This is a genomic window from Streptomyces sp. NPDC052052 (genome assembly GCF_040680455.1).
In the GTDB taxonomy this organism is placed as follows: Bacteria; Actinomycetota; Actinomycetes; order Streptomycetales; family Streptomycetaceae; genus Streptomyces.
In genome coordinates this window covers 1-25,870 of record NZ_JBFAWU010000017.1, presented here as the reverse complement: position 1 = coordinate 25,870, position 25,870 = coordinate 1, and the positions used below count along the sequence as shown (strand labels likewise).

Annotated in this window: 20 protein-coding genes; 13 read left to right on the top strand and 7 right to left on the bottom strand. The window is 69.6% G+C overall.

What is annotated here, in order from left to right:
- Positions 1 to 49: 49 nt before the first annotated feature.
- The 3 genes from AB0L71_RS20965 to eccE form a co-directional block, all read right to left on the bottom strand.
- A complete protein-coding gene (locus AB0L71_RS20965) occupies positions 50 to 2,623 on the bottom strand; it encodes an SCO5717 family growth-regulating ATPase (protein ID WP_365244947.1) in 2,574 nt (857 codons plus the stop codon).
- A gap of 315 nt (positions 2,624 to 2,938) precedes the next feature.
- The gene (locus AB0L71_RS20960) at positions 2,939 to 3,661 is read right to left on the bottom strand and encodes a hypothetical protein (RefSeq protein ID WP_365244944.1); all 723 of its coding nucleotides are present in this window, start codon (positions 3,659 to 3,661) and stop codon (positions 2,939 to 2,941) included.
- Positions 3,661 to 4,995: a type VII secretion protein EccE gene (gene eccE, locus AB0L71_RS20955; RefSeq protein WP_365244941.1), complete on the bottom strand. Its 1,335-nt coding sequence runs from the start codon at positions 4,993 to 4,995 to the stop codon at positions 3,661 to 3,663. Before eccE ends, AB0L71_RS20960 begins: the two co-directional genes overlap by 1 nt.
- Positions 4,996 to 5,220: 225 nt before the next feature.
- On the opposite strand from eccE, the gene eccB reads away from it, so the two are divergent.
- The 4 genes from eccB to AB0L71_RS20935 all read left to right on the top strand — a co-directional run bounded on the left by eccB (position 5,221) and on the right by AB0L71_RS20935 (position 9,033).
- Complete coding sequence (gene eccB / locus AB0L71_RS20950) at positions 5,221 to 6,771, top strand: type VII secretion protein EccB (RefSeq protein ID WP_365244938.1); 1,551 nt, start codon at positions 5,221 to 5,223, stop codon at positions 6,769 to 6,771.
- A gap of 44 nt (positions 6,772 to 6,815) precedes the next feature.
- The gene (gene mycP, locus AB0L71_RS20945) at positions 6,816 to 8,051 is read left to right on the top strand and encodes a type VII secretion-associated serine protease mycosin (protein ID WP_365244935.1); all 1,236 of its coding nucleotides are present in this window, start codon (positions 6,816 to 6,818) and stop codon (positions 8,049 to 8,051) included.
- Between the two features lie 275 nt (positions 8,052 to 8,326).
- Positions 8,327 to 8,677 (top strand): hypothetical protein, encoded by a 351-nt coding sequence (locus AB0L71_RS20940; RefSeq protein WP_365244932.1) that lies wholly within the window; start codon positions 8,327 to 8,329, stop codon positions 8,675 to 8,677.
- Positions 8,678 to 8,727: 50 nt separating this feature from the next.
- Positions 8,728 to 9,033, top strand: coding sequence for a WXG100 family type VII secretion target (locus tag AB0L71_RS20935; RefSeq protein WP_365244929.1), 306 nt, complete (start codon positions 8,728 to 8,730; stop codon positions 9,031 to 9,033).
- A gap of 70 nt (positions 9,034 to 9,103) precedes the next feature.
- Here the strand turns inward: AB0L71_RS20935 and AB0L71_RS20930 are convergent, their stop codons facing one another.
- Positions 9,104 to 9,337: a DUF397 domain-containing protein gene (locus tag AB0L71_RS20930; protein ID WP_329813693.1), complete on the bottom strand. Its 234-nt coding sequence runs from the start codon at positions 9,335 to 9,337 to the stop codon at positions 9,104 to 9,106.
- A gap of 133 nt (positions 9,338 to 9,470) precedes the next feature.
- Positions 9,471 to 13,430 (bottom strand): type VII secretion protein EccCa, encoded by a 3,960-nt coding sequence (gene eccCa / locus AB0L71_RS20925; protein ID WP_365244926.1) that lies wholly within the window; start codon positions 13,428 to 13,430, stop codon positions 9,471 to 9,473.
- Between the two features lie 185 nt (positions 13,431 to 13,615).
- Between eccCa and eccD the strand changes: the two genes are divergently transcribed.
- From eccD to AB0L71_RS20895, 6 genes are all read left to right on the top strand, one after another.
- Complete coding sequence (gene eccD / locus AB0L71_RS20920; RefSeq protein WP_365244923.1) at positions 13,616 to 15,097, top strand: type VII secretion integral membrane protein EccD; 1,482 nt, start codon at positions 13,616 to 13,618, stop codon at positions 15,095 to 15,097.
- 208 nt (positions 15,098 to 15,305) lie between these two features.
- Positions 15,306 to 15,596, top strand: a complete 291-nt coding sequence (gene rpsO, locus AB0L71_RS20915) for a 30S ribosomal protein S15 (RefSeq protein WP_365245323.1) — start codon at positions 15,306 to 15,308, stop codon at positions 15,594 to 15,596.
- Positions 15,597 to 15,928: 332 nt separating this feature from the next.
- Entirely contained in the window at positions 15,929 to 18,142 is a 2,214-nt protein-coding gene (locus tag AB0L71_RS20910; protein WP_365244920.1) for a polyribonucleotide nucleotidyltransferase, read from the top strand.
- Positions 18,139 to 19,518, top strand: coding sequence for a pitrilysin family protein (locus AB0L71_RS20905; RefSeq protein WP_365244917.1), 1,380 nt, complete (start codon positions 18,139 to 18,141; stop codon positions 19,516 to 19,518). The genes AB0L71_RS20910 and AB0L71_RS20905 overlap by 4 nt, the downstream gene beginning before the upstream one ends.
- A 21-nt stretch (positions 19,519 to 19,539) precedes the next feature.
- Complete coding sequence (dapB, locus tag AB0L71_RS20900) at positions 19,540 to 20,292, top strand: 4-hydroxy-tetrahydrodipicolinate reductase (protein WP_365244914.1); 753 nt, start codon at positions 19,540 to 19,542, stop codon at positions 20,290 to 20,292.
- Positions 20,293 to 20,304: 12 nt separating this feature from the next.
- Positions 20,305 to 20,793, top strand: coding sequence for a hypothetical protein (locus tag AB0L71_RS20895; RefSeq protein ID WP_365244911.1), 489 nt, complete (start codon positions 20,305 to 20,307; stop codon positions 20,791 to 20,793).
- Between the two features lie 68 nt (positions 20,794 to 20,861).
- Here the strand turns inward: AB0L71_RS20895 and AB0L71_RS20890 are convergent, their stop codons facing one another.
- Complete coding sequence (locus AB0L71_RS20890) at positions 20,862 to 21,413, bottom strand: hypothetical protein (RefSeq protein WP_365244909.1); 552 nt, start codon at positions 21,411 to 21,413, stop codon at positions 20,862 to 20,864.
- 94 nt (positions 21,414 to 21,507) lie between these two features.
- A complete protein-coding gene (locus AB0L71_RS20885; protein ID WP_365244907.1) occupies positions 21,508 to 21,747 on the bottom strand; it encodes a hypothetical protein in 240 nt (79 codons plus the stop codon).
- A 185-nt stretch (positions 21,748 to 21,932) separates the two neighbouring features.
- Between AB0L71_RS20885 and thyX the strand changes: the two genes are divergently transcribed.
- From thyX to AB0L71_RS20870, 3 genes are all read left to right on the top strand, one after another.
- Positions 21,933 to 22,670 carry an FAD-dependent thymidylate synthase gene (gene thyX, locus AB0L71_RS20880; protein WP_365244905.1) on the top strand — a complete coding sequence of 246 codons (738 nt, stop codon included), beginning with the start codon at positions 21,933 to 21,935 and terminating at the stop codon, positions 22,668 to 22,670.
- Between the two features lie 152 nt (positions 22,671 to 22,822).
- Entirely contained in the window at positions 22,823 to 23,722 is a 900-nt protein-coding gene (dapA, locus tag AB0L71_RS20875; protein ID WP_365244902.1) for a 4-hydroxy-tetrahydrodipicolinate synthase, read from the top strand.
- Between the two features lie 129 nt (positions 23,723 to 23,851).
- A complete protein-coding gene (locus AB0L71_RS20870; RefSeq protein ID WP_365244899.1) occupies positions 23,852 to 25,537 on the top strand; it encodes a ribonuclease J in 1,686 nt (561 codons plus the stop codon).
- Positions 25,538 to 25,870: the final 333 nt, after the last annotated feature.

The window sequence follows — 25,870 nt, the reverse complement described above, 5'->3', positions numbered from 1 at the left end:
CGCACCGTGAAGACGGTGCGGACCCTCATTGGTTTAGACCTCTGTTGCCTTACTGCTGAGGCGCTGGCGGCTGCTGTTGCCACCCGGCCTGAGGCATGGATCCCGGCAGTTCAGGCGCGTTCGGCTGACCGGGTTGCCCCGGCTGCTGCGGGTGAGGGAACGGCGGCGGACCGGCCGGGGACTGGCCCGGGGCGGGCAGCGGCTGATGCCATCCGTGCTGCGGGGGATAGGGCTGCGGAGGCTGTTGCTGCGGGTACGGCTGCTGTGCGGGGTACTGCTGTCCGCCGGGCATCGGCGGGGCGTACTGCGGGGGCGGGTTGGAGCCGTTCGCCGTCCACAGCCCCTGCTGCTGCTGGGCACGCGCGAAGTCCTCGGCGACCATGGCCGAGAGGTTGAAGTACGCCTCGCGGGTCTTGGGGCGCATCATGTCGAGGTCGACCTCCGCGCCGGCCGACAGATGCTCGTCGAAGGGCACGACGACCACGCCGCGGCAGCGCGTCTCGAAGTGCTGGACGATGTCGTCGACTTTGATCATCTTGCCGGTCTCGCGGACGCCCGAGATGACGGTGATGGAGCGCTGCACCAACTCCGCGTACCCGTGCGCCGAAAGCCAGTCCAGCGTGGTGGAGGCGCTGGACGCGCCGTCGACCGACGGCGTCGAGATGATGATCAACTGGTCGGCCAGGTCCAGCACTCCGCGCATCGCGCTGTAGAGCAGACCGGTCCCGGAGTCGGTGAGGATGATCGGGTACTGCCTGCCCAGCACGTCGATCGCACGGCGGTAGTCCTCGTCATTGAACGTCGTGGAGACGGCCGGGTCCACGTCGTTGGCGATGATCTCCAGTCCGGAGGGGGCCTGCGAGGTGAACCGGCGGATGTCCATGTACGAGTTGAGGTACGGGATCGCCTGGACCAGGTCACGGATGGTGGCCCCGGTCTCCCGGCGCACCCGGCGGCCGAGCGTACCCGCGTCCGGGTTGGCGTCGATGGCGAGGATCTTGTCCTGCCGCTCGGTGGCCAGGGTCGAGCCCAGCGCGGTCGTCGTCGTGGTCTTGCCGACACCGCCCTTGAGGCTGATGACCGCGATCCGGTAGCAGGACAGCACGGGCGTCCGGATCAGTTCGAGCTTGCGCTGCCGCTCGGCCTCCTCCTTCTTGCCGCCCAGCTTGAAACGGGCCGCGCCGGAGGGTGTACGGCTGCTCTTCGCCTTCTGCTTGTTGCGGAGCAGCCGGTCGGAGGAGAGCTCCACCGCGGCCGTGTACCCGAGCGGGGCGCCGGGCACCGAACGCTCGCGCTGGTCATGGGTGACCGGGGCCGGCCAGGCGGCCCCGGTGCGCGGGTCGACGGGCTGTCCCAGCGGCTGCTGTTGCGGCTGCTGTTGCGGCTGCTGGTGCTGCTGGGCGGGCTGCTGCTGTGCGGGCAGCTGCGGAGTGACCGGTGCGGGCAGATGCGGCGTGCCCTGGCCGGCCTGGTGGGGCGTCCGAGGGACCTGGGGCGGCAGCGGTGCGCTCTGCTGCGCGGGCCACTGGGGCGTCTGGGGCGTCTGGGGCGCCTGGGGCGTCTGCGGAGGCTGGGGGTTCTGCGGAGGCTGAGGGAACCCGTAACCGCCCTGCACCGGTGCCTGCGGTACGGCGGGCGCGGGCTGCTGCGGGAAGCCGTAACCACCCTGCGGCGCCTGGGGTGTTCCGGGATGCGGGAACCCGTAACCACCGGGCCCCTGGTCGGCCGGGGCAGGAGCCTGGGCGGGCCACTGCGGCGCCGGCTGGGGCGCGGAGGGCTGCGGTGCGGCGGGCTGGAAGGCGGGCGGCAGGGGCGGCAGGCTGCCCTGCGTGGGCGCCGGGATCCAGGGGGCCGGCACGGCAGGCGCCGGGACGCCCTGAGCCGGGGCCGCGGGCGGTGCGTCCTGGGACGTCGTGTCCTGGGGCGTCGCGTCCGCCGGAGCGGCGCTGTCCGGTGCGGTGGACGAGGTGTCAGAAGTGCCGTCCGCGGCCTCGGGAAGCGCCGAGGCCTCGGGAGCGGACGGCAGGGCGGCAGCGTTCTCGGAATTCTCCGCCGCGTCCGCCGTCGGCGCGGAACCGGTACCGGAGTCCTCGCCCTCGCCGGTGTCGGAGCCCGAGCCGTCCAGACCGGCGCCCTTCGCGGCCTCCTCGCGCTCCGCGATCTCCCGCTTCAGTGCGGCTGCGGAGAAGCGCATGGTGGCACCGCTCTCCACATCGCCGCCCCCGAACGGATCGGTCGTCCCGTCGGAGCCGACCGGCCCCTCCGAAGAGGCCACGGGCGCGGCAACGTCACCTGTGTCGGACCCGGCAGGGGCCGGAGCCGGGACCGGTTCAGGGGCGGCGGCCGATGCCGGGCCGGGAGGCGGTGCCGGAGCCCAATGGGGGTCGAAACCGCCCCCGGGGGCGGCGGCGGGCACGGACAGCGGCGCCCCCTGCGGCGGCGCAGGCGGCGCCAGATGTGTCCCGGCACCACCCGACGAGTCTCCCGGCGCGTTCTGCGTGTACCAGGCGGGCGGGGTGTAGTCGATGGTGAACTCACCCGTCATCTCGGCGGGATCCGCGTCGGACGACTCGTCGACGGGCTTGTTCCAGCCCCCGCGGATCTCGTCCCGATCGCCGTTCACTTTGCCTCCTGGTGTGGTCGAGCACCCTTGTGCCGTGGTGGGTGGGGACGACCGTTCCTGTTGTCCGATCCGCCCGGCTCTCCCCCTGGGGACGCGCATCGCCTGCCCGCAGGTTCTTCTGCCGCGCCCGGACCCACCATAATCGTCATGGCCCCCGCTCCGGCAGGCCGTCCGGCGCCGTGAGAGATGTCCCCTGCATCACGCAACGCTCTCCAAGTGGACCGAGTGCGGCCCAACACGAAAGGGCGAAGCGGTCAAACCCGAACACCCGTGTACGGAACGCTGCATGCTTCGTACGCCCCGGCTCGGTTCCTGTCAGTCCACCCGGCGGGCGGCGCCGAGCAGCCCGGTCTCCGCGTCGGTCGCCCGGGTCATCACGAACTCCCGGTCACGCCCCGAGCACCAGAGGGACACTCCGTCCGCCAGCGTGGACAACGCCTGCGTCTCACCGGCCGGAAGATGCATCATCCGGCCGATCTGGGCGGCTTCATCGGGCGAGACCCGTTGGACGCCGACCAGCGCGGACTTCTCGATCAGCCTCGGAGCCACCGGGCTCAGATACGGCAGCAGCGTCAGCACGGACTGCCACGGCCCGGACACCACCCGCCCACGCGGCGGCCGCATACCGCAGTCCCGCACCACGACCACGGGGGAGCCCGCGGAGGGACCCTGCGGCGGCACCCGGCCCACATCGTGCAGGGTGATGCACGGCTGGCCGCCGCCCGCCGCGTGCGCCAGTGTCGTCCATGCCTGGGCGCGCGCCGTCTCCACGACGATTCGCGCCCCGGTCGCGGCTGCGCGCAGCGCAAGCACCTGCGCCGTCCACAGTCCGCCGATCAGTGTGACGTCGTACGGAGTCGGGCGGTTGATGCCGAGCACGGCCGGACGGTCCTGGGCATCCACACCGATGACCACGCCGTCGTCACCGACCGGCAGGGCCAGCGAAGCCAACTGGTCCGGTGTGATCGACTGCCGCTCGCGACGCGGGCCGATCAGCCCGAAGCCGAGCCGGGCACGCGTACGTGTGGGTACGGACATCAGCGGGTACCCCCGAGCGGCAACGTGGCGAGCACACCGGGCAGCTGTTCGCGGTCGAGCCGTACCAGTGAGGTCTTGACCCCACGGGCCGTGCGCTCCAACTCGTGGCGGGCCCGGACGAGTTGCTCGTCACTGCGGCCGGTGATCCGGACGTGCCCGGTGACCCGGACTCCCTGCCGTTCGCCGTGCCCCAAGGTGAGGCTGAAGGTCGTGGCCAGTGCCGGCATCGAGGTGAGGAGGGCGACGAGCTGCGGCATCGCGGCACCGCCCCTGCCGCCGAACTGCGGCCAGCGTGCCACCCAGTAAGTGGTGTGCCACCGGTCGTCGCAGCGCCAGGCCCGCGAGCTCTCCTCGGTACGGCGTACCGGCGCCTCGCTCCGGCCGGCCTGAGCCATGGCCGACACACTGGCGCAGACCGAGGTCGCGATCGCGGAGGTCAACTCCTGTTCGGTCAGAACCGTCGCGCGGAAACCGGCCCCGGCCAGCCTGCTGGACAACTGGTCGGCCGCGCGCACCACACACTTCTGTGCCCCCGTGATGCCACCGCCGCGCGCCTGCACGGCCTCCGGGCAGAGTTCCGGGTCCAGTTTCAGTGCGACCCAGGTGATCCGGACAGCGGGCGAACCCGTCTGGGCCTGCAACGGTGCGTAGTTGCGTGCGGCGACGGACTGCTGCGGCAGATGCGGTGCGGGTGCGGGCTGCGTGTGCTGTACGACCTGCGCCGACTCCAGCCGGATGCCGTCGACTTCGAGCACATCCCTCACGAGCGCCAAGGGCAGTGGCCGTGCGGAGCGGTCGGGCCTGAGCGCCGAGGCGTCCGACTCGACCTGGAGAACGGCCGTGACGAACGTGCCGTCACCGATCATGCCGACCGGCCGCCGGTCGCGGTCGCTGAAGGAGTACGTACGCAACGCCGGATCGCACTCGACGACGGGCGCGAGTCCCGGCTCCGTGCCCGCGGGCGGCAACAGCGAACCGGCCCTGCGGGAACGGGCGCGCAGCGAAAAAACGGTGCCCAGCCACTCGGGGAGCGAGCGGCGGTGTCTGCGCAGGAGAGCCAGCAGCACCAGCAACGCGGCGACCACGGCGGCCGGGACCAGCAGCAGGGGTTCGACCACCCAGGCCACGAGCAGCAGCGCGGCGGCGATCTCCAGCAGGACGAGTTGTTGCAATCGGAACGAACCGAGCTGGGTGAGGCGTCCGCCCGGTCGTGCGGAAGCCCGTCCCCGGGCACCCCGCGACGAAGTGCGGGAGGCCGGTGGGCCACCGGGCGGGGGGACGGTCGGGACTGTTGCGTTCCCGGCCGGACGTGTCCGTGTCGCGGAAGCCGTCATTCCGGCATTCCCCCCGTTCATCGGTCCCCAACTCCACCCGTAATCCGCCTGATCCGTGTGGGGCTTCGGCGGCTGCATCACCCTACCCGCCCCGCAACCGCCTGCGGTCAGCAGGCATAGTAGGGGGCCGGTCCGGCACCCCGGTCCGGCATCGCGGGCCCGACGGCGGGCCGATGCCGCGACCGCTCCGGTGCCACGCGGGGAGACAGGGGAGAAGAACGACTCATGGCATCACGGCGGGATGAGCTCAACGCGTATACCTTTGCGAAGAAGCGCACGCTGGCGGCATTTCTCCAACCCTCGCCCACCGGTACCGACGAGGGCGCCCCAAGGCCGCTGCGCGCGGTCCTGCCGAGCATGGTCGTCGGCGCGCTCGTGCTCGCGGGCTTCGGTGCCTTCGGCATGTTCAAGCCCACCGCGCCCAAGGACTGGGACAAGCCCGGCACCAAGGTGATCGTCGGCAAGAAGTCCACCACTCGCTATGTCGTGCTCACCACCGGCAAGGGCAAGAAGAAAAAGACCCTGCTGCACCCTGTGCTGAACCTTGCCTCGGCTCGGCTGCTCCTCAACCCGCAGAACTACGACGTCATTCAGGTGGCCGACGAGGTCCTGGACGCGGGCAAGCCCCCGCGCGGACCGATCCTCGGCATTCCCTACGCCCCCGACCGGTTGCCCGAGGCGAAGGACGCCGGGACGGCCAAGCGGTGGGCCGTCTGCGTACAGCCCGGCGGCAAGGGCAACAGCGTGCAGAAGGCCGCCTTCGTCTTCGCCGCACGCGACAACGGGCTGACCGAGGGCAGGAATCGGCTCAGCGGCGGACAGGTGCTGTATGTGCAGGGCCAGGACCGTTCCCGCTATCTCGTCGACGCGGGCGGGACCAAGTACCGCATCGACGAGACCGCTGCCGACCACGGTCATCTGACCAGCGCCCTGGTCGGCAGCAGGAAGCCGCAGTCCGTCACTGACGACTGGCTGGCCACCCTGCACGACGGCAGCCCGATCGTCTTCCCGCGGATTCCCGGAACCGTCGGGGCCCCGGCCCATGTCGAAGGACAGCTCTCCGCCGAGGAGAACAGGGTCGGCATGGTCCTCAGGACCCGGACCGGCGAGGGCATCGCTTACTCCGTCGTGCTCGACGGGAAGGTCCAGCCGGTGTCCGAGTTCACCGCCTGGCTGCTGATCAACGCCCCGCAGACGGCCGGTCTGAACCTGGAGGGCGAGGCACGCTCCGTCGGTCTGCAGGACTTCGTGCCCGACGCCACGACGTTCACCGGTCAGGCCGCGCACTGGCCGGCCGGCAGGACCACCCAGGTGAACTCCGTCGAGGGCGGCACCGGCGGCCGCGACACCGTCTGCAGTGTGCTGCGCGAGGTCGACGGCTCGGGCCGCCCGACCCTGAGCACCTGGGCGGGCAGCGCCTACCCGGCCACCATCAGCGCCGGCGGCACCAGCACCTATGTGACCCCCGGCAGCGGCCTGCTCTATACCCAGGTCCAGGGCCGGCAGTCCAGCCCCGGCGGATCGCTCTTCCTGGTGACCGACACCGGACTGCGCTACGCGGTGCAGGCGAACGGCGACAGCGATGCGCAGCACTCCGGCATCGGAACGGGTGACGAGCAGAAGCAGCCGGACGGCCGCCCCGAGCCCAGCCAGGCGCAGAGCAGGCTCGGCTACGAGAAGGTGACGCCCGCTCTCGTACCGGCCGCGTGGTCGGAGTTCCTGTCCAAGGGCCCCCGGCTCGACACCAACAGCGCCCGGCAGCCCCAGGGTTCATGACGTTCCGGCGTCCCGCGCATCGCGGGATCCGGGGAGAGGAACTGATGTCGTACCGCGAGACGGCCCTGGCGGCGACGATCGTCGTCACACTGGCCGCACTGACGGGGGCCGGGACGGCGAACGCCGCCGAAGGCGTCCGGAGCCCCGGGGACGTGGGCACGGAGGTGGGCATAGACGGCGGCGGTGAATGCACCTTCCCGATGAAGCAGCAGTACGAGGGCCGCCCGTGGCCGCTGCAACGGGTCCTGCTGGACGAACTGTGGCAGGACACCAAGGGCAAGGGCGTACGTGTCGCGGTCATCGACACCGGCGTGGACGACGTCAACCCGCAGCTCAGGACGGCCGTCGACGCTTCGGCGGGCGCCGACTACCTCAAGGGCGGCAGCAGCGACGGCACCGTCGACGAGGTCGGCCATGGCACCAAGGTCGCCGGTATCATCGCCGCCCGCCCCCGCAAGGGCACCGGATTCGTCGGACTGGCTCCCGAGGCCACGATCATCCCGATCCGCCAGAACGACGAGAAGAACAGCGGCAAGGACACCACGATGGCCACCGCCATCGACCACGCGATCGCCGAGGGCGCCGATGTCATCAACATCTCCCAGGACACGACGAAACCCCTGACGGAGAACTCGGCGCTGGGCAGGGCAGTGGCGAGGGCGCTCGCCAAGGACATCGTCGTGGTCGCCTCCGCGGGCAACGACGGCATGGACGGCAAGCGGAAGCGCACCTACCCCGCGGCCTTCGACGGGGTCCTCGCCGTCGCCTCGTCCGACCGCAACAACGAACGCGCTCCCTTCTCCCAGGCCGGTGAGTTCGTCGGCGTCGCCGCACCGGGCGTCGACATCGTCTCCACTGTCCCGGGCAACGGACAGTGCACCGACAACGGCACCAGCTTCTCCGCGCCGTACGTGGCCGGGGTCGCCGCCCTGATGCGTGCCAAGTACCCGCAGTGGACGGCGGCCCAGATCGTCGCCCGGATCGAGCAGACCGCCGAACGGTCCGTCACCGGACACGACGACTTCGTCGGCTGGGGCGTCGTCGACCCGGTCCGGGCCCTGTCCGGCGACGACGCCCCGCAGGACGCCCCGCATCCCGACCCGGCACCGTCCCGGGCCCCGGCACCCGAGCCCGCGCGGCTCTCCCTGTCGGAGACATCGCAGGAACGCAGCGAGCGGTACGCCACCTACGCTCTGGCCGTGGCGGCCGTACTGGTCGGTGTGATCGCCGGAACCGCGACGGTCGTCCGTGACGCGCGACGCCGGCGTGCGCCCCGATGACAGCATCCACCGCGAGTTCCGCATCCACCGTGCGCGCGGACTCGCTCTGTCCGGACCGCAGTTGGGTCGTTCCGACGAAGTGGCTAGGGTGTTCCCGGACTTCACGTGTGTGACGGGGGAACGAGAAGTGACCGAGTCCGGTTCCGGAGCGGGAACGCCGATGAAGCGCTCCGTGGCTCCGAGTTCGCCCCTCCTTTGCCGGAGCGCACGGGGGACAGGAAGAAGCCTGGCCGCACGCGCGGACAGGCCGGAAACCGAGAGAAGAGGACCTCCGGATGACCAACCCCGCAGGTGGTTTCGGACTTGCCGACGATCCTATCGTCCAGGCGAAGAACAAGATCATTGAGACGGCCCAAGCGGTGTCCCGTCAGTCCCGGGAACTGGCCGACATCCTCGCCACGGTCAGTGCCGGATGGACCGGTGTCGGTGCCTCCGGATTCACGTCCGCGCAGATCATGATCAATGAGGACCACGACGAGATCCGCCGGCTCCTCAACGTGCTGCTCAACGCCGTGGGCAGCACGAAGAACCTCAGCAACGCCAACGACGAGGAGGTCCGTGCGGCCTTCAACGCGGTCAAGGAGCAGGCGTCGTCGGGCAACACCTCCGGACTGAACAGCATCTGAGCCGCGCCGCACCACCCCTTCCGCATCCGCTGAGCACGAGGAGAACACCCATGGGGCAGGACCCGAACACCAAGGTCAGGTACGCGAGCGTCCAGGAGATGGCGAACCGTATTCGTACGGTGTCGCGGAACATCTGCAAGGACCTGGAGGAGATGGACGCCGCCCTCAAGGTCGTCACGGACACCTGGGACGGTGAGGCCCACGGCGAGTACGTGAACCTGCAGAAGAAGTACAAGGGCAAGGCGGAACACATGAAGACCCGCCTGGAGCACGTCGCGAAGATCGTCGAGTCCGGCAAGGACAGCTACCGGGCCACGGACCTCAAGGCCTCGCGCGCGTTCACCGAGGCGTACTGACCGCCCGCACACGCACCGAAAGAGGGGCACGCACCGACGGGCGTGCCCCTCTTCCTTCCTGCGGCAACGACTACTTCAGGTCGAACTCGCCGTCCCGCGCGCCCAGGACGAAGGCCCGCCACTCGGCCTCGGTGTACCGCAGCACGGTCCCGGGATCCAGGGAGGACCGCATCGCCACCGCGCCGCCCGGAAGATGCGCGATCTCGACACGCTCCTCGGCCTCCTCGGTACCGGGCGCACTCAGCCACTCGACCCCAGAGATGTCGAGTGCGTACAGTTCGTCCTTCTCGGCTTGCGTGCCCATCAGTTGCCTTTCCTCTCCTGCGGCGGAACGTGTTCGTCGCCCGCGAGCAGACTATCCCCGCACCCGTACCCCGAGGCCCGGTGTTTACAGCTTCCGTGCACGGTGGTACGGGCGGCAGGACCCCTGCGCCGGCTCAGCTCTGCTCCGGCAGCCGTCCGATCTGTACCAACGGGTTTCCCCGGCGCCGCGAGGCGAAGTAACCGCGCCCAGGCGGCATCGCGTGCCCGCGTACCGAACCGATCAGGTCGCCCTCGGACGGGTCGCCGGACAGCACCACGCCCTGCGCCCCCAGCTCCTTGATGCGCTGCATGAACGCCTCGTACATCGACCGTGAGGCTCCCGCCGAGTTGCGCGCGATGATGAAGCGGACGCCTGTGTCCCGGGCGAACGGAAGGTACTCCGCCAGTGGGGCCAGCGGATTGCCCGCGTTCGTCGCCACCAGGTCGTAGTCGTCGACGAGGATGAAGATCTGCGGGCCGGACCACCAGCTGCGGTCACGGAGTTGCTGCGGCGTGACATCCGTCGGCGGCTGCCGCCGGGCGAACACTCCCGCCAGCGCCTCCATGTGCATCTGCATCGAGCTCGCCATCGGCGCGTACTCCAGCAGATGGCTCTCCGGAAGCGCACCCAGCAGCCCTCGCCGGTAGTCACCGACCACGAGCTTCGCCTCGTCGGGGGAGTAGCGCTCCGCGATCTGCTTCGCGATCAGCCGCAGCAGATTGGTCTTCCCCGACTCGCTCTCTCCGAAGACGAGGAAGAACGGATCGGTCTCGAAGTCGACGAACACCGGCTCCAGTTCGGTTTCGTCGATGCCGATCGCGATGCCCCGCTGGGGGAACTCGAAGCCCTTCGGCAGGTGATCGGCCGGGAACCTGCGCGGCAGCAGCCGTACCGCAGGAGCCGCGGGACCCGTCCAGTGCGCCTTCACCATCCCCACGAACGCGGCCGTGCCGTCGGAGAGATCAGCGGCACTGCTGGAGGAGTCGATACGCGGCAGCGCCCCCATGAAGTGCAGCTTCTGCGGCACCTGGCCCCGGCCCGGGACGCCCGCGGGCACATTGGCCGCGACCTTGCGGTCGAACTCGGAGTCCATGACGTCGCCCAGCCGCAGCTCCAGCCGGCCGAGGACCTGGTCCTTCAGCGCCGCCCGCACCTCCATGTAGCGGGCGGCCGTGATGACGACATGGACGCCATAGCCGAGCCCGCGAGCGGCGATGTCGGTGACGACCTGCTCCAGCATCTCGTACTCGGCCCGGAAACCGCCCCAGCCGTCCACGACCAGGAAGACGTCACCCCATGCCTCGCCGGGCAGTTCACCCAGCGCCCGTTTGCGCCGGTAGGTGGCGATGGAGTCGATGGAGTGGGCACGGAAGAACTCCTCACGGCGGTTCAGCACACCGGTGACCTCGGCGACCGTGCGCCGCACCCGTTCCGGGTCCAGCCGGGAGGCCATCCCGCCGACATGCGGCAGCTCCGCCAGCGAGACCAGACCGCCACCACCGAAGTCCAGCCCGTAGAACTGCACTTCGTGCGGGGTGTGGGTGAGGGCGAACGACGAGATCAGGGTCCGTACCAGCGTCGACTTCCCGGACTGCGGCCCGCCGACGACCAGCATGTGGCCCGCCGCACCGGAGAAGTCCTGATACAGCACCTCGCGCCGCTGCTCGAAAGGCTTGTCGATCAGTCCGAGCGGCACCGCCAGCCCACCCGGGCGGGTGTATTCCGTCGCGGTGAAACCGCGCTCGGCGGTCGGTGCGAGCTCCGGCAGCAGCTGGTCCAGCGCCGGCGCACGGTCCAGCGGCGGCAGCCATACCTGGTGGGCGGGCACTCCCTGCCCCTCCAGACGGCCCACGATCACATCGAGCACCGTGTCGGCGAGCGCATCGTCCTCCGTGGCCGTACGGGCGGCCGCCGAAGGCGCCGGGTCGGGTGCCGCGTACACGACCGGCACCGGAAGCGCGCTGAACACCGCGGCCCGCCGCTCGATCGGCAGCGCTCCCACCGGCAGATCGGGTCCGCCGGTCCGGTACGTCCCTGACACGTACGCCGCCTTGAATCGCGTCATCTCGTCCGTACCGAACTTCAGGTAGCCGGAGCCGGGTACGGATGGCAGATGGTACGCATCGGGTACCCCCAGGGCCGTGCGCGATTCGGCGGCGGAGAAGGTCCGCAGACCGATCCGGTACGAGAGGTACGTGTCGAGCCCGCGCAGCCTGCCTTCCTCCAGCCGCTGCGAGGCCAGCAGCAGATGCACGCCCAGAGAACGCCCGATCCGCCCGATCTGGATGAACATGTCGATGAAGTCGGGCTTGGCGGTGAGGAGTTCGGAGAACTCGTCGATGACCAGCACGAGCGAGGCCAGCGGTTCCAACGCCGCCCCCGCTGCCCGCGCCTTCTCGTAGTCGTGAATGTTGGCGTAGTTGCCCGCCGACCGCAGCAGCTCCTGTCGCCGCTGCAGCTCACCGCGGATCGCGTCCCCCATGCGGTCGACCAGCGTCAGATCGTCCGCGAGGTTGGTGATCACGGCCGCCACATGCGGCATCTGCGACATCCCCGCGAACGTCGCACCACCCTTGAAGTCCGCGAGCACGAAGTTCAGCGTCTCCGAGGAGTGCGTGACCGCGAGCCCCAGCACCAGGGTCCGTAGAAGCTCCGACTTGCCGGAACCCGTGGCACCGACGCACAGCCCGTGCGGGCCCATGCCCTCCTGCGCGGCTTCCTTCAGGTCCAGCATCACCGGCAGGCCGTCCTCGCCGACACCGATCGGCACCCGGAGCCGCTCGGAGACCGACCGGGGCCGCCAGGTTCGTGCCACATCGACCGAATCCGCATCGCCCAGGTTCAGCAGATCCGTGAAGTCCAGGTTGGCCAGCAGAGGTTCGTCATCGTCGCCGCCGCCCATCCGGAGCGGCGCCAGCTGCCGGGCCAGCGCCTCGGCCACCGGCAGCGAGATCCCGTCCGGCACACCCTCGTACGCCAGCCCCGAGCCGGACTCCAGCCGCAGCAGTCCCGGCCGCACCACCACGGAGAGACCGCCGCGGGGCTCGCCGAGCTCCCCCGGCACCACTTCGACGACCGTCACACCCTGCAGCCCCTCGGCCGCCGCGAACCGCGAATCGGGCGGCACCATCCCACCGTCCAGCACCACCACGATGTGCGGCTGGTCCAGCAGCGGCTGCCCCTCCCGCGCGAACCGCGGCCGGCCGTCGAGCCGGCTCGCCAGCAGCTGCTCCAACTCGCCCAGGTCATCCCCGAAGAGGCGCTTCGTACCCGCCCCGTCGACCTGCCCCGGCGCCTGCACATGCGGCAGCCACTTCGTCCACTCCCAGCGCGGCACCGCACCCCGCGCCGCCACCACCGCGACCACCAGATCCTCGGGGGAGTGCAGCGTCACCAGCTGTGCGACCAGCGCCCGCGCCGCCGACTGGGCCGCCTCCGGCTGACCGGAGACCGTCACGTGGTAGAAGGCCCGGATCGACACGGCCATCGGCAACCCGTCCAACGACCCGTGCACCGCGAGGAATCGCTGCATCGCACCCGCGCACATCGGTTCCAGCTCGTCCACCGGAGCGGTGTCGGGTGCGATCAGGGCAGTGGCCAGCTGCTGCGCCCCCAGCCCGACCCGCACCTGCCCGAAGTCCCCGTCGCCCACTCGCCGTTCCCACACCCGGCTGCCCTCGGCGACCACCGACCACAACTGGTCCGGCGCGGGCTGCAGATACAGCTGTGCGTCCCGCTGCCGCCGCGCCGTCCGGCGCACCGTACGACGCGTCTGCGCCAGGTACTTGAGGTAATCACGCCGGACATCGGCCATCTGCCCCTGTGTGCCGCGCCGGTGGCGAACCAGCTGGGCGATCACCATTCCGACGGTGGACACCAGCATCAGAACACCCATGATCCGCATGAACGGAGCGGCCTGCGGCGAGAAGAAGAAGACCACCGACGAACCCATGCCGAGCACCGGCAGGATCTGCATCAGCATGCCCTCCTGCTGCCCGCGCGGCAGTTCGGGCGGGGACTCCAACGTCAACTCGTCCATGGGGACTTCCGGCGGCAGGGCTCGCGGAGGTCGCTTCACGACGATCTGGGTCACCGAAACATCAATCCCTCGGTACGGATGGGCGCATGGCCGGCCGATGGTGCACCGAAGCCCCCGTGGCTGCCTTTGTCTGCGGACGGTCCCTCCGCGAGACCGCGATCCTACTTGCCAAGGTCCCGTCCTTCTCCCGGTAGGGTGGCGCGTGCCGTGCGCAACCGCGAACCAGGGGGACGAGACAGGTGAGTTCGACCGCAGCGACGGGCTTCTGCCGTGTGACTGTCGTGGCGCCCGACAGTCGGATCGATGTGGCTCTGCCGGAGGATCTCGCGGTCGCGGATGTCCATCCGGAGATCCTCCGCCTCACCGGCCAGACCGAGGCGGTCGGAACTCCCACTGGATACCATCTCGTCCGCCGCGACGGCACGGTCCTCGACGGTGCGCGCACCCTGGCCGCCCAGCAGGTCCTGGACGGCGAGATCCTCAGCCTGCGCCCCTTCGCCCAGTCGCTGCCGCCGGCCGTCTTCGACGACGTCTCGGACGCCGTGGCCTCGGCCGTCACCCGCGACCGCCATCTGTGGAGCGACGAACTGCTGCGCGCGGCCGGCCTGGTCGGCGGGGTGCTGCTGCTCGTCCTGATGGGCTTCGTGCTCTGGTTCGCCGACCCGGTACGGCACGACATGCACAGTCTGCCCGGCATCGTCGCCGGCTCCGCCGGACTGCTGCTGACCGCGTTCGCGGGCGTGCGTGCCCGGGTCTACGCGGACCGGGCCACCGCCGTCGCCCTCGGTCTCGGCGCACTGCCTCTCGTACTGATCGCGGGCTCCGGCATCATCGGTCCGGACGCCGGGCAGGGGCCCGGCCGACTGCAGTTCCTGCTGGGCTGCGTCGCCGTGCTCGTCGCCTCGGTCGCACTGGTCGTCCTCACACCGAGCGGCGACGCCCCGTTCGTCGCGGCGACCTTCCTCGCCACCGTCGGCACCCTGGCGACCTTCGTCGCGATCCTCACCGAGGCCTCCGCCACCGAGACCGCCGCGGTCTGCGCCCCGGTCGCCCTCGGCCTCGTCGCCTTCCTGCCCGGTCTCTCTGCCCGTTTCGCCCGGCTGCCCATCGGCTACGCCTCGCCGCGCAGCGCGCCCGGCGGCTACGACGACAGCTTCGCCGACGCGGACGCGGAATCCCGGGCACAGGGCACGCCCGTCGACGCCGACCGCATCGCGGCCCAGGCCCGCCGCGGCCACGAGATGCTGCTCGGCCTGGTCGGCGGGTGCGCGGCGGTCGTCGTGGGCTGCGCCGCCGTCCTCGGCTTCTCGGACAACATCTGGGGCCAGTTCCTGGCACTGGCCGCCGGACTCGCGATGCTGATGCGCGCCCGCCTCTTCCGCTACACCTCGCAGGTTGCCTGCGTCCTGGTGGCGGGCATCGGCGCGGTCGCCCTGCTGGTCCTCGGCCTCTCCCTGAACCCCCCGTCGGATCTGCTGTTCGAGCTGGTCCGATACGGCGACCGCGGCTCCCTGGATCTGCGTACGATCTGGCTCTCCGTGGCCGTCGCAGCCGGGGCCTCCCTGCTCACCGCGATCGGCCTGATCATTCCCAGCAAGGGCCTGTCCCCGTTCTGGGGTCGCCTCCTCGACCTGGCCGAGAGCACTGTGCTCCTTTCTCTGGTCCCGCTCTGTCTGGCCGTGCTGGACGTCTTCGCCAGGGCCAGGGCCCTCACCAGCTGACGGAGTCCGTCCCGGCCTCGGCCGCCCGGCTCCCTGCAGGCCCGTCCGGCAGGGACTGGTACCCTGTGTGACGGCCGTTTGTGTACGCGCTCCCGGATCATCCTGGGAGCTGCGCCCATCGGACCTTCGCCCACGAGTAACGGAAGACCCCCTGAGGCCAAGACCAGGGGCGCTCGTGGACGCATCGAACACCAAAGAGGAGTACCGCGTGTCGCTCGACGCCGCTACGAAGAAGCAGATCATGGCCGAGTTCGCCACCAAGGAGGGTGACACCGGATCCCCCGAGGTCCAGGTGGCCATGCTCTCCCGCCGCATCTCGGACCTCACCGAGCACCTCAAGACGCACAAGCACGACCACCACTCCCGCCGTGGTCTGCTGATCCTGGTCGGCCAGCGCCGGCGCCTTCTGCAGTACCTGGCCAAGAAGGACATCCAGCGCTTCCGTGCCCTGGTCGAGCGCCTCGGCATCCGCCGCGGTGCGGCCGGCGGCGCCAAGTAATACGCCGTGAAGGGAGCGGTTCCCACGTCCAGGGGGCCGCTCCCTTTGGTGTACGCACGATTGTGCGTACGTACGCATGTGCGGGATGTCGCGGGCCCGCCCGCACGGCCGGAATGCCAAGCTGAGCCGAATCTCAGTAACCTGGTCGAAGGACATCCCACAGACGAGCGAGAAGAAGACTCCCCGCCGCCGGTCCTCGGTAGTGGCCCCCGGACTCATCGACCCGGGTGCTTCGATCGAAGACCGGCCCGCCGATGGAGGGCTTCTCCGCAACCGTCCCTCGCCACACGGGCGTGGGGGCGGGAAGACGATATGTATCGGAGAAAACGCTAGTGGAGAACGAGACCCACTACGCCGAGGCCGTTATCGACAACGGAACCTTCGGCACCCGCACCATCCGCTTCGAGACGGGCCGCCTGGCCAAGCAGGCCGCCGGCTCCGCCGTTGCGTACCTGGACGACGACACCATGGTGCTGTCGGCCACCACCGCTTCCAAGAAGCCCAAGGACCAGCTCGACTTCTTCCCCCTGACGGTGGACGTCGAGGAGCGGCAGTACGCCGCCGGCAAGATCCCCGGCTCCTTCTTCCGTCGTGAGGGCCGGCCCTCCGAGGACGCGATCCTCACCTGCCGTCTGATCGACCGCCCGCTGCGCCCCTCCTTCAAGAAGGGCCTGCGCAACGAGATCCAGATCGTCGAGACGGTCATGGCGCTCAACCCCGACCACCTCTACGACGTGGTCGCGATCAACGCCGCCTCCTGCTCCACGCAGCTGGCCGGCCTGCCCTTCTCCGGCCCGGTCGGCGGCACCCGTGTCGCCCTGATCAAGGGCCAGTGGGTCGCGTTCCCGACGCACACCGAGCTCGAGGACGCCGTCTTCGACATGGTCGTCGCCGGTCGCGTCCTGGAGGACGGCGACGTCGCGATCATGATGGTCGAGGCCGAGGCCACCGAGAAGACCATCCAGCTCGTCAAGGACGGCGCCGAGGCCCCGACCGAAGAGGTCGTCGCCTCCGGTCTCGAGGCCGCGAAGCCGTTCATCAAGGTCCTCTGCAAGGCCCAGTCGGACCTCGCCGCCAAGGCCGCCAAGCCCACCGGCGAGTTCCCGGTCTTCCTGGACTACCAGGACGACGTCCTGGAGGCCCTCTCCGCCGCCGTCACGTCCGAGCTGGCCCAGGCCCTCACCATCGCCGGCAAGCAGGACCGCGAGGCCGAGCTGGACCGCGTCAAGGAGATCGCCGCCGAGAAGCTCCTCCCGGCCTTCGAGGGCCGCGAGAAGGAGATCTCCGCCGCGTACCGCGCCCTGACCAAGAAGCTGGTCCGCGAGCGCGTCATCAAGGACAAGGTCCGCATCGACGGCCGTGGCGTCACGGACATCCGTACGCTCGCCGCAGAGGTCGAGGCCATCCCGCGGGTGCACGGTTCGGCGCTCTTCGAGCGTGGCGAGACGCAGATCCTGGGCGTCACCACCCTCAACATGCTCCGCATGGAGCAGCAGCTGGACACCCTCTCCCCGGTGACCCGCAAGCGCTACATGCACAACTACAACTTCCCGCCGTACTCCGTCGGTGAGACCGGCCGCGTGGGCTCGCCCAAGCGCCGCGAGATCGGCCACGGTGCGCTCGCCGAGCGCGCCATCGTGCCGGTGCTGCCGTCGCGCGAGGAGTTCCCCTACGCGATCCGCCAGGTCTCCGAGGCGCTGGGCTCCAACGGCTCGACGTCCATGGGCTCGGTCTGCGCCTCCACCATGTCGCTGCTGAACGCCGGTGTGCCGCTCAAGGCCGCCGTCGCCGGTATCGCCATGGGTCTGATCTCCCAGGAGATCGACGGCAAGACCCACTACGTCGCCCTCACCGACATCCTCGGTGCGGAGGACGCCTTCGGTGACATGGACTTCAAGGTCGCCGGTACGAAGCAGTTCGTCACCGCGCTCCAGCTCGACACCAAGCTCGACGGCATCCCCGCCTCGGTCCTGGCCGCCGCGCTGAAGCAGGCCCGCGACGCCCGCCTCCACATCCTCGACGTGATGAACGAGGCCATCGACGTCCCGGACGAGATGTCCCCGAACGCCCCGCGGATCATCACCGTCAAGATCCCGGTGGACAAGATCGGTGAGGTCATCGGCCCCAAGGGCAAGATGATCAACCAGATCCAGGAGGACACCGGCGCCGACATCACGATCGAGGACGACGGCACCATCTACATCGGTGCCGCCGACGGACCGGCCGCCGAGGCCGCCCGTGCCACGATCAACTCGATCGCCAACCCGACCATGCCGGAGGTCGGCGAGCGCTACCTGGGTACGGTCGTCAAGACCACCACCTTCGGTGCGTTCGTGTCCCTCATGCCGGGCAAGGACGGTCTGCTGCACATCTCGCAGATCCGCAAGCTCGCCGGTGGCAAGCGCGTGGAGAACGTCGAGGACGTGCTCGGCGTCGGCACCAAGGTCCAGGTCGAGATCGCCGAGATCGACTCCCGCGGCAAGCTCTCCCTCGTCCCCGTCATCGAGGGCGAAGAAGACGAGAAGAAGGACGACGCCGCCAAGTGACGTCCCGTAGTTCCGTGACGACGGCCCGCGCCTCCTCCAAGGCGCGGGCCGTCGCCCGTACCCAAACGCTTCTCAAGGGCACCAACGGCACCGGCACGGTCCGCCGCACCGTCCTTCCGGGCGGTCTCCGCGTCGTCACAGAGACGCTGCCCACGGTCCGCTCCGCCACCTTCGGGATCTGGGCCAACGTCGGATCACGCGACGAGACCCCCAGCCTGAACGGTGCGACGCACTACCTCGAACATCTCCTCTTCAAGGGCACGGCCAAGCGCAGCGCCCTCGACATATCCGCCGCCATCGACGCGGTGGGCGGCGAGATGAACGCCTTCACGGCGAAGGAGTACACCTGTTACTACGCGCGGGTCCTCGACACCGACCTGCCGCTGGCCATCGACGTCGTCTGCGACATGCTGACCGGATCGCTGATCACCGCCGAGGACGTCGACGCCGAGCGCGGCGTCATCCTCGAAGAGATCGCGATGACCGAGGACGACCCCGGCGACTGCGTGCACGACCTGTTCGCGCACACCCTGCTCGGCGACACCCCGCTGGGCCGCCCGGTCCTCGGCACCGTCGACACCATCAACGCGCTCGACCGCGGCCGGATCGCCCGCTTCTACAAGAAGCACTACGACCCCACGCACCTGGTCGTGGCCGCCGCGGGCAACATCGACCACGCCACGGTCGTACGCCAGGTCCGCAAGGCGTTCGAGCGTGCGGGCGCCCTGTCCCGTACCGACGCCGTCCCGGTCGCCCCCCGTCAGGGCTCCCGCAGCCTGCGTGCCGCCGGGCGCGTCGAGGTGCAGAACCGCCGCACCGAGCAGGCCCATGTCGTCCTCGGCATGCCCGGCCTGGCCCGCACCGACGACCGCCGCTGGGCACTCGGCGTACTCAACACCGCCCTCGGCGGCGGAATGAGCTCACGTCTCTTCCAGGAGGTGCGGGAGAAGCGCGGCCTCGCCTACAGCGTCTACTCCTACACCTCCAGCTTCGCCGACTGCGGACTCTTCGGCGTGTACGCGGGATGCCGTCCCAGCCAGGTCCACGACGTGCTCAAGATCTGCCGGAACGAACTCGACCGGGTGGCGTCCGAAGGCCTGAGCGACGAGGAGATCGGGCGCGCCATAGGCCAGCTCTCCGGCTCCACGGTGCTCGGCCTGGAGGACACCGGTGCGCTGATGAACCGCATCGGCAAGAGCGAACTGTGCTGGGGCGACCAGATGTCGGTCGACGACATGCTGGCCCGGATGGCGCAGGTCACCCCCGATGACGTCCGCGCGGTCGCGCGCGACGTCCTCGGACACCGTCCCTCGCTCTCCGTCATCGGCCCGCTCAAGGACAAGCAGGCCGGCCGTCTCGACGAAGCGGTCTCCTAACCCCCGTAAGGAAACAGAGCAATGAGCAAGCTGCGCGTGGCCGTTCTCGGCGCCAAGGGCCGCATCGGATCCGAGGCGGTACGAGCCGTCGAGGCGGCCGACGACATGGAACTGGTGGCCACCCTGGGGCGTGGCGACCGGCTGGAGACCCTCACGGAATCCGGTGCCCAGGTCGTCGTCGAACTCACCACCCCGGCGTCGGTGATGGGCAACCTGGACTTCTGCGTCCGGCACGGCATCCACGCCGTCGTCGGCACGACGGGCTGGACCGACGAACGGCTCGCACAGCTGAACACCTGGCTCGCCGGCTCACCGGAGACCGGCGTGCTCATCGCGCCGAACTTCTCCATCGGCGCCGTCCTCACGATGAAGTTCGCGCAGCAGGCCGCGCGCTACTTCGAATCCGTCGAGGTCGTCGAGCTGCACCACCCGAACAAGGCCGACGCCCCCTCGGGTACCGCCACCCGCACCGCGCAGCTGATCGCCGAGGCCCGGAGGGAGGCCGGCTGCGCCCCGCAGCCGGACGCCACCACCACCGCCCTGGACGGCGCCCGCGGTGCGGACGTCGACGGAGTCCCGGTCCACGCGATCCGGCTCCGTGGCCTCCTCGCCCACCAGGAGGTGCTGCTCGGTGGCGAGGGAGAGACCCTCACCATCCGACACGACTCCCTGCACCACAGCAGCTTCATGCCGGGCATCCTGCTCGGCGCACGCCGCGTGGTGACCACTCCCGGCCTCACGTTCGGCCTGGAACACTTCCTCGACCTGAACTGACTGAGCCCCGCCATGCGCGCAAAGATCACGTACTTCGTCACCGCTGCCGTCCTCGTCTTCTACTTCGTCCTGGTCGGCAGCCGTGGCGTCCTGCTCATCCGGCACGGCACACTGCTGACGGTCGCCTTCGGGATCGCGGTGCTGATCCTGCCGGTGATCGGGGTCTGGTTCCTGTGGAAGAACACCCAGTTCGTGGCACGGGCCAACGCGCTGGCCGCGGAGCTCGACGCGGAGGGCGGTCTGCCGGTCGACGAACTCGTCCGCACCCCGTCGGGCCGCATCGACCGTGAGTCCGCGGACGCGGTCTTCGCACGGCGCCGTGAGGAGACCGAGGACGCGCCGGACGACTGGCGCTGCTGGTTCCGCCTGGCGGTCGCCTACCAGGACGCCAGGGACACCCCTCGCGCCCGCAAGGCCATGCAGCGCGCCATCGCCCTGCACGCGAAGCCGGTACCGGGACGGACCGCGTCGGCCGAATCATCACGGCCGCCCGGCGACTGAGACCCCGCCCCGGCCCTTCGGGCGCCCGGCGACACACGGCCGCCGGGCGGTCCTGGTACCCCTGTGCCTCATCGGCGCCGGTACTCGTCCCCCCACGCCTCGACCGTGTCGGCCGCCCGGTCGAACGCCTCGCGCCGTGTCAGGAAATCCGCGTTGTTGTCGGTGAGCAGGGGCTCGATCGGCGCGCCTCCCTGGCGTACGACGATCAGGGCCTGCCCCTGCACCGTGCGGGGGAACCCGAGCCATTTCACCGGCTGCTGCACCGTGCGGATGGCCGTGACCCGTCGCCACGGCACGGTCGTCGTCATGAAGAAGCCGACCCGGCGCACACCGTGCCGGCTCACCCAGGCACCCATCCGCAGCAGCCGCAGGGCGCAGCCGATGAGCACGGCGGCGAGCGTCAGACACACGACGGCGCCCGACACCGCGCCGGCCAACGCGATCACCATTCCCGCGAGCATGACAAACGAAGCGAGCAGCAGCAGGGAGGCCCCGGCTGCGACCCGCCAGGGGCCCGGGCGGTACGGACGCCGCCAGCTCGCGTGGTCGTCGGACGACAGCGCAACGTCCTCAGCACCCGCGTGAAACGCGCGGTCGGCCGTCAGGAAGGGCAGGGGCACGTCTGATCCTCACTCACAAACACGCTCGATTGCTGTGCCCGGTGAGGCTACCGAGGAGTCCACCGCCCCGACCACTCCAGGGGGCCCGTAGGAGTCAGTGACCGTGGGCGGCCTCGGTCTGCTGGGTGTGCGAGGGCCCCTGGGCGGGGCTCAGCGCGGGCATGCCGAGAACCAGCGCCCCGACCAGACCTGCGACGACCGTCAGCCCGACGAGGGACCGTCCGGCCAGGCGGGAGACGCTGGCGCGCTCCCGCGGCGGCGGGGTGACGTTGCTGCGGAACCGGTCGGCCTCGGCCACGAACGAGAACGGGACGGACTCCCGCCGGCGGAACATGAGGAAGCTCTCCTTGAACTCTTTCAGGGGTGTTGCTGTTGAGTCAGACGTACGACAGCCCCGTTCGGTGCCCGAAACGCCGAATTCGTCGAAGAAGTCCCCAGACGCCCCGTCCTGCCCTCGCTGTCAGCGGCGGCCCGTAGAGTGGGCGCCGCCCGAGCGACGCAATTGGAAGGACCCCGCCGGTGACCGAGACCCCCGAGCCCGCAAAGCCCAGCTTCCGTAGTGATGTCACCGTCGACCTGGTGAAACACGCCGCGAACGACTCCGACGTCCTCTTCGCGGCCCGTGTCTCCACGGCCGGGGAGCAGTCCCTGGACGAGATCACCAAGGACCCCGAGCGCTCCAAGGGGCTCATCAACTACCTGATGCGCGACCGGCACGGCAGCCCGTTCGAGCACAACTCGATGACCTTCTTCATCAGCGCCCCGATCTTCGTCTTCCGCGAGTTCATGCGGCACCGCGTCGGCTGGTCGTACAACGAGGAATCGGGCCGCTACAGGGAGCTCCAGCCGGTCTTCTACGTCCCGGGCGAGTCGCGCAAGCTGGTCCAGCAGGGCCGCCCCGGCAAGTACGAGTTCGTCGAGGGCACCCGGGCCCAGCAGGAGCTCACCGGCCGCGTCATGGAGGACTCGTACCGCCAGGCGTACGAGGCGTACCAGGAGATGCTCGCCGCCGGAGTGGCCCGGGAGGTCGCCCGTGCGGTGCTCCCCGTCGGCCTGTTCTCCTCGATGTACGCCACATGCAATGCCCGTTCGCTCATGCATTTCCTCGGTCTGCGTACCCAGCACGAGCTGGCGAAGGTGCCGTCCTTCCCCCAGCGGGAGATCGAGATGGTCGGCGAGCAGATGGAGGAGCACTGGGCCCGCCTCATGCCGCTCACCCACGCCGCCTTCAACAGGAACGGACGTGTAGCCCCGTGAGCGGTGTCCGTATTGCGGCGTTTCATGAAGTTCATCTAGGCTGATCAAACGGACCCGGCACTGCTTGAACCCCCGAGCAGGCAGTGCCGGGCTCCTACGGCGTGTCCCCCCGAGGGGGCATTGGGCGCTGAGCAGCGAGTAGCGTGTTACCCATGGCTCCGATCTCCACTCCGCAGACCCCCTTCGGGCGGGTCCTCACCGCTATGATCACGCCCTTCACGGCGGACGGTGCACTCGACCTCGAGGGCGCCCAGCGGCTCGCCGTCCACCTGGTGGACGCAGGCAACGACGGCCTGATCATCAACGGCACCACCGGCGAGTCTCCGACCACCAGCGACGCGGAGAAAGACCAGCTCGTCAGGGCCGTACTGGAAGCAGTGGGGGACCGGGCCCACGTCGTCGCCGGTATCGGCACCAACGACACCCGCCACAGCATCGAGCTCGCGCGCACGGCCGAACGCTCCGGGGCCCACGGCCTGCTCGCCGTGACGCCGTACTACAACAAGCCGCCGCAGGAAGGCATCTTCCAGCACTTCTCGGCCATTGCCGACGCCACCGGCCTGCCGGTGATGCTCTATGACATTCCCGGCCGCAGCGGTGTACCGATCGACACGGAAACCCTCGTACGTCTGGCCGAGCACCCGCGCATCGTCGCGAACAAGGACGCCAAGGGCGACCTAGGCCGCGCCGGCTGGGCCATCGCTCGCTCCGGCCTCGCCTGGTACTCCGGCGACGACATGCTGAACCTGCCGCTCCTCTCGGTCGGCGCCGTCGGGTTCGTCTCCGTCGTCGGTCATGTCGTCACCCCCGACCTGCGTGCCCTGATCGACGCGTACCTCGGCGGCGACGTCCAGAAGGCCGCGGAGATCCACCAGAAGCTCCTGCCGGTCTTCACCGGCATGTTCCGCACCCAGGGCGTGATCACCACCAAGGCCGCACTGGCCCTCCAGGGCCTTCCCGCGGGCCCGCTGCGGCTTCCCCTGGTGGAACTCACCGCACAGGAAACGGCGCAGCTCAAGATCGATCTCGCCGCCGGCGGGGTAGAGCTGTAGCCACAGACTTCACAACTGAATAAGCGAAGAACACTCGCAAGAGCGACATCACAGACAACAGCAAGTGCACGAATGACATGCGCGCCACGTGCCCAAGCGGTACGTGGCGTGCGTGGTAAGGAGAGTCTTTTGAGCCATCCGCATCCCGAACTCGGCGCCCCGCCGAAGCTCCCGAAGGGCGCCCTCCGGGTCACCCCGCTCGGTGGCCTCGGTGAAATCGGCCGCAACATGACGGTCTTCGAGTACGGCGGCCGCCTGCTCGTCGTCGACTGCGGCGTCCTCTTCCCGGAGGAGGAGCAGCCCGGCATCGACCTGATCCTGCCGGACTTCACCACGATCCGGGACCGTCTCGACGACATCGAGGGCATCGTCCTCACGCACGGCCACGAGGACCACATCGGTGGCGTCCCGTATCTGCTGCGCCTGAAGCCCGACATCCCTCTGATCGGCTCCAAGCTGACCCTGGCGCTGATCGAGGCGAAGCTCCAGGAGCACCGCATCCGTCCGTACACCCTCGAAGTCGCCGAGGGCCAGCGGGAGCGCATCGGTGTGTTCGACTGCGAGTTCGTCGCGGTCAACCACTCCATCCCGGACGCGCTCGCGGTCGCCATCCGCACGCCTGCGGGCATGGCCGTGGCGACCGGTGACTTCAAGATGGACCAGCTCCCGCTGGACGGCCGGCTCACCGATCTGCACGCGTTCGCCCGGCTGAGCGAGGAAGGCATCGACCTTCTGCTCTCGGACTCGACCAACGCAGAGGTCCCCGGCTTCGTACCGCCCGAGCGGGACATCTCCAACGTCCTGCGCACGGTTTTCGCCAACGCCCAAAAGCGCATCATCGTGGCCAGCTTCGCCAGCCACGTGCACCGCATCCAGCAGATTCTCGACGCGGCACACGAGTACGGCCGCCGGGTCGCCTTCGTCGGGCGCTCCATGGTGCGCAACATGGGCATCGCCCGCGACCTCGGCTACCTGAGGGTCCCGGCGGGCCTGGTGGTCGACGTCAAGACCCTCGACGATCTGCCGGACGACGAGGTCGTGCTGGTCTGCACGGGCTCCCAGGGCGAGCCGATGGCCGCGCTCTCGCGCATGGCGAACCGCGACCACCAGATCCGCATCGTCCAGGGCGACACCGTGATCCTGGCGTCGTCGCTGATCCCGGGCAACGAGAACGCGGTCTATCGCGTGATCAACGGGCTGACCCGTTGGGGCGCCCATGTGGTCCACAAGGGCAACGCCAAGGTCCACGTCTCGGGCCACGCCTCGGCCGGCGAACTGCTGTACTTCTACAACATCTGCAAGCCGAAGAACCTGATGCCGGTCCACGGTGAGTGGCGCCACCTCAGGGCCAATGCCGAACTGGGCGCCCTCACCGGTGTGCCCAAGGACCACATCGTGATCGCCGAGGACGGCGTCGTGGTCGACCTCGTCGACGGCAGGGCCAAGATCGTCGGAAAGGTTCAGGCGGGTTACGTCTACGTCGACGGCCTGTCGGTCGGAGACGTCACCGAGACCTCCCTGAAGGACCGACGCATCCTCGGTGAGGAGGGCATCATCTCGGTCTTCGTCGTGGTCGACAGCACTACGGGCAAGATCACCGGCGGCCCTTACATCCAGGCTCGTGGCTCCGGTATCGACGACTCCGCGTTCGACGCCGTCGTGCCGAAGATCGAGGACGCGCTCAACAGGTCCGCGCAGGACGGCGTGCTGGAGCCCCACCAGCTCCAGCAGCTCATCCGCCGTTCGATGGGCAAGTGGGTCTCCGACACCTACCGTCGGCGGCCGATGATCCTTCCTGTCGTCGTCGAGGTCTGACCCCGGCAGGTCTGAACTCCGGAGCGGGGCGCCCCGATTTGCATCGGGGCGCCCCGCTCCAGTACGTTGGCGGCTCCGCCTCAGAGGGAAGCACCGCGGCGCATCCATGTGCAGCGGCACCCAGGGGTGGCGGAAATTCCGACTCAGAAACTCTGATAAAGTCGGTCCCGCCGAAAGGCAAAGGCCACTCCAACAGCCATCAGAATTCAAATTCGGACCGGAATCGGGACGGAAAGAGTCTGGTAAGGTTGGAGCCGCCGAAAGGGAAATCGCGAAAGCGAGGAACCGGAAGGCGGAAAATGATTGACCCGCTTCGACCGGGAATCGGACACG

Bases quoted from the DNA above. Each gene is read 5' to 3' on its own strand.
- AB0L71_RS20960 (WP_365244944.1), bottom strand. From the start codon at position 3,661: ATGTCCGTACCCACACGTACGCGTGCCCGGCTCGGCTTCGGGCTGATC.
- eccE (WP_365244941.1), bottom strand. From the start codon at position 4,995: ATGACGGCTTCCGCGACACGGACACGTCCGGCCGGGAACGCAACAGTC.
- eccB (WP_365244938.1), top strand. From the start codon at position 5,221: ATGGCATCACGGCGGGATGAGCTCAACGCGTATACCTTTGCGAAGAAG.
- mycP (WP_365244935.1), top strand. From the start codon at position 6,816: ATGTCGTACCGCGAGACGGCCCTGGCGGCGACGATCGTCGTCACACTG.
- AB0L71_RS20940 (WP_365244932.1), top strand. From the start codon at position 8,327: ATGACCAACCCCGCAGGTGGTTTCGGACTTGCCGACGATCCTATCGTC.
- AB0L71_RS20935 (WP_365244929.1), top strand. From the start codon at position 8,728: ATGGGGCAGGACCCGAACACCAAGGTCAGGTACGCGAGCGTCCAGGAG.
- AB0L71_RS20930 (WP_329813693.1), bottom strand. From the start codon at position 9,337: ATGGGCACGCAAGCCGAGAAGGACGAACTGTACGCACTCGACATCTCT.
- dapB (WP_365244914.1), top strand. From the start codon at position 19,540: ATGAGCAAGCTGCGCGTGGCCGTTCTCGGCGCCAAGGGCCGCATCGGA.
- AB0L71_RS20895 (WP_365244911.1), top strand. From the start codon at position 20,305: ATGCGCGCAAAGATCACGTACTTCGTCACCGCTGCCGTCCTCGTCTTC.
- AB0L71_RS20885 (WP_365244907.1), bottom strand. From the start codon at position 21,747: ATGTTCCGCCGGCGGGAGTCCGTCCCGTTCTCGTTCGTGGCCGAGGCC.
- dapA (WP_365244902.1), top strand. From the start codon at position 22,823: ATGGCTCCGATCTCCACTCCGCAGACCCCCTTCGGGCGGGTCCTCACC.